The organism is Clostridium sp. Cult2 (genome assembly GCF_021655075.1).
Taxonomy (GTDB): Bacteria; Bacillota; Clostridia; order Tissierellales; family Tepidimicrobiaceae; genus Schnuerera.
This window is the reverse complement of the sequence record NZ_PPXX01000053.1, coordinates 1-9,956: the sequence shown is the minus strand read 5'-3', so window position 1 is coordinate 9,956 and position 9,956 is coordinate 1. Positions and strand designations below refer to the sequence as shown.

The 9,956-nt window shown below is 29.6% G+C and carries 14 protein-coding genes; all 14 read right to left on the bottom strand.

What is annotated here, in order from left to right; translation table 11 throughout:
* Positions 1–315 precede the first annotated feature (315 nt).
* A complete protein-coding gene (gene yfcE, locus C3E90_RS06065) occupies positions 316–861 on the bottom strand; it encodes a phosphodiesterase (RefSeq protein ID WP_236914767.1) in 546 nt (181 codons plus the stop codon).
* Between the two features lie 203 nt (positions 862–1,064).
* The gene (locus tag C3E90_RS06060; RefSeq protein WP_236914766.1) at positions 1,065–1,553 is read right to left on the bottom strand and encodes a pyridoxamine 5'-phosphate oxidase family protein; all 489 of its coding nucleotides are present in this window, start codon (positions 1,551–1,553) and stop codon (positions 1,065–1,067) included.
* A gap of 177 nt (positions 1,554–1,730) precedes the next feature.
* Positions 1,731–1,964 carry an inorganic diphosphatase gene (locus C3E90_RS06055; protein WP_236914765.1) on the bottom strand — a complete coding sequence of 78 codons (234 nt, stop codon included), beginning with the start codon at positions 1,962–1,964 and terminating at the stop codon, positions 1,731–1,733.
* 34 nt (positions 1,965–1,998) lie between these two features.
* The gene (locus C3E90_RS06050; RefSeq protein ID WP_236914764.1) at positions 1,999–2,661 is read right to left on the bottom strand and encodes a hypothetical protein; all 663 of its coding nucleotides are present in this window, start codon (positions 2,659–2,661) and stop codon (positions 1,999–2,001) included.
* A gap of 288 nt (positions 2,662–2,949) precedes the next feature.
* Positions 2,950–4,290, bottom strand: coding sequence for a DUF4179 domain-containing protein (locus C3E90_RS06045; protein WP_236914763.1), 1,341 nt, complete (start codon positions 4,288–4,290; stop codon positions 2,950–2,952).
* On the bottom strand, positions 4,291–4,827 hold the full coding sequence (locus C3E90_RS06040; protein WP_236914762.1) for an RNA polymerase sigma factor: 537 nt from the start codon (positions 4,825–4,827) through the stop codon (positions 4,291–4,293).
* 239 nt (positions 4,828–5,066) lie between these two features.
* Positions 5,067–5,399 (bottom strand): type II toxin-antitoxin system PemK/MazF family toxin, encoded by a 333-nt coding sequence (locus tag C3E90_RS06035; RefSeq protein ID WP_236914761.1) that lies wholly within the window; start codon positions 5,397–5,399, stop codon positions 5,067–5,069.
* The gene (locus tag C3E90_RS06030) at positions 5,384–5,590 is read right to left on the bottom strand and encodes a DUF2281 domain-containing protein (protein ID WP_236914760.1); all 207 of its coding nucleotides are present in this window, start codon (positions 5,588–5,590) and stop codon (positions 5,384–5,386) included. The genes C3E90_RS06035 and C3E90_RS06030 overlap by 16 nt, the downstream gene beginning before the upstream one ends.
* Before the next feature lie 266 nt (positions 5,591–5,856).
* Complete coding sequence (locus C3E90_RS06025; RefSeq protein WP_236914759.1) at positions 5,857–6,789, bottom strand: GNAT family N-acetyltransferase; 933 nt, start codon at positions 6,787–6,789, stop codon at positions 5,857–5,859.
* 596 nt (positions 6,790–7,385) lie between these two features.
* The gene (locus C3E90_RS13590; RefSeq protein ID WP_442870568.1) at positions 7,386–7,553 is read right to left on the bottom strand and encodes a DUF3796 domain-containing protein; all 168 of its coding nucleotides are present in this window, start codon (positions 7,551–7,553) and stop codon (positions 7,386–7,388) included.
* A 121-nt stretch (positions 7,554–7,674) separates the two neighbouring features.
* Positions 7,675–7,932 (bottom strand): hypothetical protein, encoded by a 258-nt coding sequence (locus C3E90_RS06020; protein WP_236914758.1) that lies wholly within the window; start codon positions 7,930–7,932, stop codon positions 7,675–7,677.
* A 70-nt stretch (positions 7,933–8,002) separates the two neighbouring features.
* Entirely contained in the window at positions 8,003–8,377 is a 375-nt protein-coding gene (locus C3E90_RS06015) for a type II toxin-antitoxin system PemK/MazF family toxin (protein ID WP_236914757.1), read from the bottom strand.
* 5 nt (positions 8,378–8,382) lie between these two features.
* Positions 8,383–8,640, bottom strand: coding sequence for an AbrB/MazE/SpoVT family DNA-binding domain-containing protein (locus C3E90_RS06010; protein ID WP_236914756.1), 258 nt, complete (start codon positions 8,638–8,640; stop codon positions 8,383–8,385).
* Positions 8,641–8,996: 356 nt separating this feature from the next.
* On the bottom strand, positions 8,997–9,956 hold a 960-nt coding region (locus tag C3E90_RS06005), incomplete at its 5' end, for an ATP-binding cassette domain-containing protein (RefSeq protein ID WP_236914755.1).

Genomic DNA, 9,956 nt, shown 5'->3' with positions numbered 1-9,956 from the left:
AACTAAAGAGTGGTTAGAGAAAAGTAATTAATTTTTTTTATTTCAACTGGCCCAGTTTTCGATTAAAATATGGTATAGTTTTCAGTTGACAAATACACCTATTTATATAAATGGGAGATGAATTGCAATTCTAAGTTAAAAGCATTTATTTTGTAATAATTCCTTCTATAATAAGGTAGAGAGGTCATTCCATAGTTAATATTCACCACCTTATTGGGAAGGATACAAGGGTCCTTCCCTACATGTTTAATATGAAAATTATATGATTAAATAATAACCTAATTAAGAACACACGAGAACCGTCCCTCTGTGTTGCTATCCTAAGTTAATCTCTTTATATGTATTCCCTTCCAAGTCTTTTATTTTAAAGGTTTTCCCTTCTAATATTCCATAGGTATGGGGATTATTTTCCTTTGGTAGTGTAATGCTTCCTGGATTGATTACATATATATTGCCCATTTTTTCTGCTTTAGGTATATGAGTATGCCCATATATAAACACATCTCCATTACTTAATTTCGGCATATTGTTTTCATTATATATATGTCCATGGGTTAAAAACAAACGCTTATTGTTGTATAGAATAGTTGAGTAAGTAGCCATTATGGGAAAATGTAGTACCATTTCATCTACTTCACTATCACAGTTTCCTCTTACAGCAATTATTCTATCGGTAAAACTATTGAGAATTTCTATTACTTGTTTAGGATTGTATTCTTTAGGTAATGGATTCCTTGCTCCATGATATAGGTGATCTCCTAATATTACTATATAATCAGCTTTTTCTTCTTTGAATTTATCTAATGCTTTGTTTAAATAATAGACTGAACCATGTATGTCTGACATGAAAAAAAGTTTCATATGTTTTCCCCTCTCTTTGGTAAGTTTAATGAACTAATTCTGCTACTTAGTTCCTTATTATATTTATTCTATTTATATATAGAAAATCCTCTAAGGAGAGCATATCACTCCTGCCCAAAACCTAGTTCAATTAAATGGGTAACTTATCCTTTTTAATGGAATACCGGTTTTACAACTGCCTGGTTATGAAAATGGAAACTAGTTTACTTCATACTATTTATAATTTCTATAGCAGCTTTACCTGTCATATGTTCGATTTTAATTTCAATCAAACATACTCTATCCCATTCTCTTTCAATTTCTTGCTGTCCTTCTTTAATATAGTCAGGTGAATATTTTTCAATTAAACTTTCAAGAGCATATTGCCTATCAGAATCATCTGTAAGAATCTTCGCTCTACCAAAGATGGAAGCACTGCGAAAATGGGTAGTAAAAGTTTTTTGTATTACTTCGTCTTTTTCTATTACACAAAATGTCACTTTATCATTCCTTTTTATACTGTCAATCTTATGCCCTACTTTTGCGCTATGAATAAATAGTTTATCACCTTCAAAGGCATAACTTACTGGAACTGTATACGGGTAACCATCGTCACCAATTACACCTAAAACTCCAGAACTGCATAACTTTAAAATTTTTATTGTCTCTTCTTTGGATAATAATTGTTTCTTTCTTCTCATTTCTCTGAACATAATTAAACCTCCTTTTTAACATTTATATTTTTACCATCCTATTAATGCAATAAATGTACCATATTAACAGGAGATTAACATAAGCTAATTACATCAACTTCTAGAAAATTTATTTTATATTTAATTGGTCATTATTCCTGTTTGCCGGATTATTCTCCTATATTCCGTGCATATGTACTATGTAGTAGCAACTACTAATTTGTCTTCGTTATCATCTTTTCTTATTATTACAGCTATAACTCTACCTCTAAACCTTTCGAGAGGTTCAAATTCATCTAATACATAAGCCTCTATTTTTTCACCGTCATTAGCTTTGGTATTTAGAATATATCCATAATTAACAGGATAGAAAAAATTGTATTTTCTATGCCTTGTATTATTTATTTTATAGAAGTAACTTCCATTAATCAATATATAAATGAAAATGGGACAGCGAGAACCGTCCCTACTGCCCCATTTTGAATTCTTTATATCCCATAAGCACTACCCAAACATAGGCTAAGGTTTTTGGTATCATTAAGATTCCAATCCATGGAATTGTATTTGCCCATAGTACAACTGGTATATATAGAGCAAAAGATAATACAATTGCTAGCCACATATATTTAAAATTATTATCGCCATGTTTTTTGGCTTCAGAATAAAAAATACCAATAATTATAATACCCATAATTAAAAATGGAATGTTTCTATATATTCCCCAGGAAACTGGCGGATTATAGTTTAACCAGTCATTTTGTGGAAAGAAGCATAATCCTATTCGTATTATACTTAAAGCATAGATTATATATGTTAATCCATTACGCCCTTCAATATTATAGCGTTGCCTCCATATATGATATAGGATTACATAAAATATAGTCATAGTAATTGAAGTTATAAACTTACCAACTCCAAGAGCAGCTGCATTGGCTTCTAAACCAGTTGTAAGTAATGCATATGCCCTAGGAACTAAATGAAAGGAATCCCCTGTACCTAGTAAAACAGCCATTATTCCAAATAATTTATATTGTTTGTTATTACCACTTTTAATTATCATTGCTGTTCCCAATGTAATAACACCGATTAAATAAACAGCATCAAATAATGTTTCCATAATTGCTTGCATAGTTACCACTCCTTAATGTAATTTATGAACAATGTTCATTGCAGATTATATTAATAATTATACACCAAGTATGACTTTTATTAAATCTTTTTATATCGTGAATGAGTGAAGGTTCTTCCTTTGCCAGAATAAATGGGACAGTAAGAACCATCCCTACTGTCCCGTTTACTTCAATAGCAATTTTTTTGAAAATAGAAATTTAAAGCCTGAAATCCTTAATAATTCTAAGGTTCAGGCCTTTTCACTTAGTTTTTGCTATAAAAGTCAAGTTTTATATTTTATCGTATCTTAATCTAATTTAATAAGTTTTCCATTTATATTCACTGATTCTACCATTGTACTATCTAATGGTGCATTTAAAAGGTATTTAAGACTTATTTTTTCATTTTGACTAAAAGAAGTAGATAATTCTATCTCTTGTGTCGTTCCATCAGTCATATTAACTTGAATTTGTGGACTATTTTCCTCATCATATTCCCCCATACCTAATAAGGTAACTCCTATTTGAGAAACTTGAATACGATCTAGCTCCCAAGTTCCAAAATCCAATTTACATTCTGTTTCTTTTCCTGGATTTACAGACTGAAGTTTAAATTTAGTTTTCCAGTTACCTTCCGTATATCTTCCACTAGATACAAAATAGCCCTTAAGAAATACTTCCTTAGGATCTATTCCTTCTAAATCAAATACATATTCAATATAATCTCCCCTATCCATAGTGTTTCCTAATTCATCTATACCAAAATGAACGGTAGATGGGTAAAGTTCTAATGCATTATTTTCTGCATCGGTAAAGTAAAAATATCCATGATCGTCAATACCACCCCCTACCCATTTGGTTTGAATATGAAGCTTATTATCAATATATCCTATATTGGAAATATACATAAAGTCAATCTGAGGAAGTGAAATATTCATTTCATCTTCTTTTAAAACCTGTATTGTGCCTTGTTCCTCCCATAAGTCAAACATTGTACCACTACCACCAGATACACGCTCCATATTTAGTGGTATAGTTTGTGAACTATCATCTTCTATATCCATTAAATTAATTCCTGTTTCTACTTCATCAAATACTAAAGAACCACTTAAAAAAGACTTAACAGCAAAACTTAATTTTTTACCATTCATTTTTTCTCCACCATTAGCCTGTATTCGTAATGTAGCTGTTTTAGTTTCTTCATCATAATCAATTATTTGAGAGTTAAAAAGTGCTCCTTCAGATAGTGTATAATTATATAAATCAAGGGATTCATCAATTCTATCTCCTGTTAAGTCCTGCATGGTTAAGTAAATCACTGCCATTTCATCATCATTATATGCTGCAACAACTTCCATTTTAATTCCATTATCTTCACTTACCATTTCAATTGGTTGAAGTATAGGAGCTATCTCAGGACTTATCTTTGATACAATCTTATTAAAACTTGGAACAGTGGCAGCTAATACTCCAACTGATAACATTATACAAATGCAAGTTACCATTGCGATTTTTAAAGGTTTTCTCTTATTTATAATAAAACCTTTTTGTTTCAATTCTTTATTCACCTCTGTAGCAATATCATATTCAAGGGTTTTGATAGTACTTAGCCTAGCTTTAATTATTTGTTCATCACGATCATATTTCATTTAAGATTCCTCCAATCTATTATAATAAGAATTCTTTTTTTCTAAAGCTTTTATAAGCTTATTTTTTGCTCTTTCATATTGTTTTCGCAATGTAGCAGCAGGAACTTGATAAATCATTTCTAATTCTTTATAGCTTTTTTCATCAATAACTCTACTAAATATTAATGCACGCTCTGCACCTGTTAATTTTAAAAGTGCCTCTTTTAAATCCTCACTTATAAAATCAGTAGAAGTATCTTCTGTATTGTTATTTGATTCCGGTATAAAAAATAATAATTTTCTCTTTCTCAATATATCCATACAAGTATTATAGGCAATGCTATATAGCCACGTGGACAAAGAATAACCTTTTTTAAAACTATTTCTTTTATTATAGGCTTTTATAAATGTAATCTGTACTGCATCTTGTGCCTTGTGATAGTCACAGAGAATATTATGGCAATATCGTAACAATGGTTGCCCATACAATTCAATTGCACACTCCAGCTCATATTCTCCACCAGTAGAGAAAGACTCATCCAATATATTTGCTTCCATCTTTATACTCCCTTCTTTAAATTAAAAACTAGTCTTCACTTCTAATACGTAAACCAGTTTGGTTTTGTGACATAATATTAAAAAAACAATGCCATTTAAATCAGCATTGCTTTTTTAATTTGAATTTTTATGGATCAAAATACATTAGAGGATAAATTAAAATTCTAGATAATCAGGGTTTAAAGTATATCATAACAAAAAAGTTACCCAAGCCTTGGCCTGAATAACAATAAAGTTAATTACATTGTAAATATTTCAATTACCTTATTTATAACTTCTTCCATTTTTTCATCATTCAAGTTTCCAATTTTATAAAGCATTATATTTTTGTCCGCAGTAAATATCTTGTTAGGCCTTACGTTACTTTCCCTGTTTAGACTACCATTTTCAATATCATCAGTTTCTATACTAATGGAATATGAATCAGATATATTTTGACTTGTTATTTGGGATAATATTAAATCATCTCCTTCTAAGTTTGTCAAAACTAAGGCAGGTCTTTTTTTAGAATTAGATAAGTCTGAAAATGGAAATGGAACTACAACCACATCTCCCTTTACAAATGTTCCCATGCTTCGTCCTCCTCAGGTTTTAACCAATCCTTAGATAGGCTCTTTTCACTTGCTAATGTTATATTCTGTATTCCTAATTGATTATCTTTTGCCTCCCTAAACTCTATATAATCAATATAATTAGCCACTTCTTTTAAAAGATCAAGGGGTAGTTTTTCTATCTTCTTTGCTAATATTTCTTTATTAATCAATTATAACCCTCCCTTTTTGTATAAATAGTCCGATTTTCTGGTATATTTATATTGTATTACATTAAAAGGTAGATTTCAAAACATAATTTTATATATTGTTTTCCTACCTTTCTGCACCCTGTAATTATTATATCATAATTTTCTGTATATAATAATCTATAAGTAATTATTTCACTACATTACATTTTTATTAATTCTTAGTGTATTTTAGGATAGAACTTCAAACCCATTGATTTATATAACTTAGCCTAATTAATCTTTCATCTTTACCTCTCATAAGCAATATACCAGATACTATTACCAATAAAGCCACATTTTCTATATAAATTTATTGGATTATTGATATTATTACAATCTCCAGATACTGTCGCAAATTTTGCTTTTCCTTTCATCCTTGTCAATAATTCACAGACTAAAGCTTTTCCAAAGCCTTTTCTCCTATATTCAGGCAAAACTTGTATCCATTCTAATATTCCTTCTTTCATATAGGGATCCAAGTCAGCCATACCAAATGCTACAGATATATTCTCCTTATTATTAATTTCATCAATAAATACCCATAGATTCTTTTCATATACTTCACTTTTTAAATATGCTTTTAAGGTCTCTTTTGTTATATCTATATTGGAATAAGATAATTCTATTATCTTTAAGGCAACATCATAATCCTTCTCACTATCAGGATTAAAGGTTCTAAATTTATAACCTTTAGATAAATTTGGGATGTCTATTTGTTCTAAAGGATGTTTAATTCTAAAAAACTTATCTACCTTTTTAAAATTTTCTTTTTTATTCTCTGGTAATTTAATCCATTGATACTCATGAAATATTTTAATATAATCTGGTTTTTGAAATGTAATCTCTTTCCAATAAGGTAATGATGAATAATCACAGGGGTTTCTTTGGTAAGATAGCTTATCATGTACGTCATCACAATACTTATTCCACTTTGACTGAAACACCTCATTTGGAACAGTACATCTAACTAAATCTAGTGCAGATGTAATTCCCCTTTCTTTACAATCATGTACATTGATACTATAAGCCTCCCAGTCTAGCTCATCCTTTTCTGTTATTTCTAAACCTAATTCATCATTGGGAAATATATCCCTGTTCATATACTCATGATGCATATTCCAAAATAGATTAAATTCTTCCTCAGAATTAACAACTTGAATTTCTAGATTCTTTTCTTTCATTTTCATCCTCCATATTTATATTGGAGGCTATTTTAGAGTGCTACCTCCCGCCACTTTTGAATTATTAAATACTTTATTTTCATAAAGGACCACTCCTTTCAAAATTTCATTATAAGCAAAATAGAAATCATATTAAAATGTATATTTCTTATAATTTCATGCTTATGTACACAATTATATCAATATTTATTTATAAAATCATATATTTTCAAAACATTCGTAGGATAGAGCTTCAAGCCTCTTGATTTATCAATACTTCATGCTCGTGTCATTATTATAGCATGTTCCCTAGGAGCGGGGTCGGATGGAAAATAAGGTTTTCTTACTATTTTTCATAATTTTATATAAAAATTTAGAGAAGATTTAATCTATCTCTATCTTCTCTAAGACTGTTGTTTATATTGTCTAGTAACATTTAATGTTTTTAGAATTCTTAAGATTTATTCATGTCATTACTTTGACACGAGGGGTTATACTTGGTAGTTAGTTATTTGCTGATTTGGAAAAAATTAAGGTGTTAATATTTTTCATGGTAAGACGTTTAAAATAAAGAATGCACAGCAAAGTAAATAATTCAGTGTATCATTTTGAAGCCTTTATTCATTACTTTTCTTAAGTCTTTTTCCTGTTGGAGTAATAAAATATAAGAAAAAGAGAAAAAATGAAAAAAGTAATAAATACAAAACGTTACCTGTATCAAAGTATCGAAAACCCATAAATCCAAGGAAACCTAGGAAACCCTGTCTTTGTTCATTATTCACCATAATAACCTATCTCCCTTCATAATAAGATTTTTCTTTGCTACGCATAATACTATCACTGTACTTTAAATATAAATGATGTATCTTAACTTTATAATAATCTTATTAATTAAAATACTAAACATCATAGTATATTTATCTTTTCACCACAATGTTTACAATGAAATACATGATTCTTGGCATACATTAGCCTATCAAGATTTTCATATCCTCCACAATTTGGACATCTTAATCTCTTTTTATCTAAGCTAATATAAGATATTAGAAAAGTTCCAGCAAAAATGAACAATGGCCATTTAATAAAACCCCCAACCATTGTGACTACAGATAGTACAACAAATATTAAACCTAGATTAATATCTTTTCTTAATATATGCTTCATAGCCTTGGCCCCCTTCAAAATACTATTATGCTTATTTTATATTAATATACTTATGTTCATCACTAGAAAATCAAGAGTTTAACATTTTCTCATAAATTGCATTAAAAATAATATTACACTTATTCAATGCTTCTTTGGGTGCCTTTTCTATAAATTCATATGGTCTTTCACTTAAATCCAATACTTTAATTTGATCCATTAAAATATCGCCTTTAATTTGAATGTTGTATTCATCTAAATTTACTCTGGTAAAAAAAGTACTAGTTGAATTTGTTATTGGAACTACTGTTACTATGCCATTTAGTTCCTTTTGTGTAATAGGATCCGATATTACAAGTCCAGGTCTGTATCCCCCTTGTTCATGTCCTTTAGATGGAGAAAAATTAATCTTAATTATATCACCAAATTCTAAATTATTGAAATTACTTTTATCTAAATTAGCCATAATTATTACCATACCTCTTTCCCAATAGGATTTCCCCAATCAATATCTATTTTTGGATTTAGTTTTTCACCTTTGGATTGTTCAGCTAAAATTTCAAATTTTGTTTTTCCCTGTTTCTTTTTTAGTATTAATTTTTCTCCTTCTATTTCAATACTAAAGCTTATATTTTCAAAATTGTTACTATCTATATTTAATTCATCTAATATTGTTTTTGGTATGCGAATAGCTGCACTATTACCCCATTTAGCTAAATTAATCTTCATCCAAATCACCTCTTTTTAAAAATTATTTCTTACATACAGTATATACCTGTATATACTGTATGTCAATTATTAAATACATTTTATGTAAATATATATCTAGAGAAGTCAAACATATGTGACACGACCTCTGAAAAATTATCTAAGTTTTTTAGGATAGAACTTGGAACCCTTGATTTATCTACATCTCATGCCCATGTCATTATTATAGCACATTCCCCACAGGCAGGGTCAGGTAGAAATTATGGGTTCTATTGAGTATTTGAGGCTATTTTTTGATTTCAAGCATAAATTTAGAGAGGATTAAACTTTAATTTAATCCTCTCTGATTCTGTTGTCTACAATACTAACTTTTGAATTTATAGCTTAATTAAATGATCATTTTCCCGTATTAATGTTTCATCATGAGTTACCATTAGCACAATTTTACCTTCTTGATTTAATTGATGAAGAATTTCCATTACCATTTGGCCGTTCTTGCGGTCAAGGGAACCTGTAGGTTCATCTGCCAGGACCAGCTGACAGTTCTTTAGTCGTAATCTAGCAAGTGCAATACGTTGTTGCTCACCACCAGATAGAGAATAAACCTTTTGTTTCAGTGAGGCTTCCATACCAACAGATTCCAATGCTTCTTCTACCATTATCCCAGATTTTCCTTTCGAATGAACCATTAGCAAATTTTCTTCTACTGTTTTCTGTTTCACCAAAGCAAAATTTTGAAAAACAAATCCTACTGTATTTCGATAATACTTTTTAAGATTTTTAGTATTAGTAATATCCAATCCATCCACATTTATTTTATCATTTGATACAGGCTCAAGTCCCCCAATCATATTCAGTAAAGTAGTTTTACCGCACCCACTTTCACCTGTAATTACCACAAATTCACCATCTAGATGACCTTCTGCTATAACAGAAAGTCCCTCTTTATAGGTAAATATTCCTTCTAAATTTTCTTCATCCGATCCCAACAAATTACCAGTTTCCATAATTTCCTTAATGATTTCTGGCTGGTTTACATTATCTGGAATCAAAATATAATTACCTTCCTTTTGAGAAAAAACATCCCATTCAGAAATCTCATCACTGTACTGAGTTAATCCTGACAAATTGGCAAACACATACTTATCTCCCCATTTTGGTGAAACTTCTTCAAAGGATTGGTAAGAAACAAGGGAGCATTCCAGTTCATTGTAGCTATATCTCATAAAATTATCTTTAATCTGTTCCCATGTATCAAGAGGATGTTTATCTTCAAAATATCCCGTTGCATGTTCCATTTTTTCATAATCATAAGGATATTTTATATCAATATGAAC

Excerpts from the sequence above, each read along its gene's own strand:
- yfcE (WP_236914767.1), bottom strand. The coding sequence starts at position 861 with ATGAAACTTTTTTTCATGTCAGACATACATGGTTCAGTCTATTATTTA.
- C3E90_RS06060 (WP_236914766.1), bottom strand. The coding sequence starts at position 1,553 with ATGTTCAGAGAAATGAGAAGAAAGAAACAATTATTATCCAAAGAAGAG.
- C3E90_RS06050 (WP_236914764.1), bottom strand. The coding sequence starts at position 2,661 with ATGCAAGCAATTATGGAAACATTATTTGATGCTGTTTATTTAATCGGT.
- C3E90_RS06045 (WP_236914763.1), bottom strand. The coding sequence starts at position 4,290 with ATGAAATATGATCGTGATGAACAAATAATTAAAGCTAGGCTAAGTACT.
- C3E90_RS06040 (WP_236914762.1), bottom strand. The coding sequence starts at position 4,827 with ATGGAAGCAAATATATTGGATGAGTCTTTCTCTACTGGTGGAGAATAT.
- C3E90_RS06035 (WP_236914761.1), bottom strand. The coding sequence starts at position 5,399 with ATGGGAACATTTGTAAAGGGAGATGTGGTTGTAGTTCCATTTCCATTT.
- C3E90_RS06025 (WP_236914759.1), bottom strand. The coding sequence starts at position 6,789 with ATGAAAGAAAAGAATCTAGAAATTCAAGTTGTTAATTCTGAGGAAGAA.
- C3E90_RS13590 (WP_442870568.1), bottom strand. The coding sequence starts at position 7,553 with ATGGTGAATAATGAACAAAGACAGGGTTTCCTAGGTTTCCTTGGATTT.
- C3E90_RS06020 (WP_236914758.1), bottom strand. The coding sequence starts at position 7,932 with ATGAAGCATATATTAAGAAAAGATATTAATCTAGGTTTAATATTTGTT.
- C3E90_RS06015 (WP_236914757.1), bottom strand. The coding sequence starts at position 8,377 with ATGGCTAATTTAGATAAAAGTAATTTCAATAATTTAGAATTTGGTGAT.
- C3E90_RS06010 (WP_236914756.1), bottom strand. The coding sequence starts at position 8,640 with ATGAAGATTAATTTAGCTAAATGGGGTAATAGTGCAGCTATTCGCATA.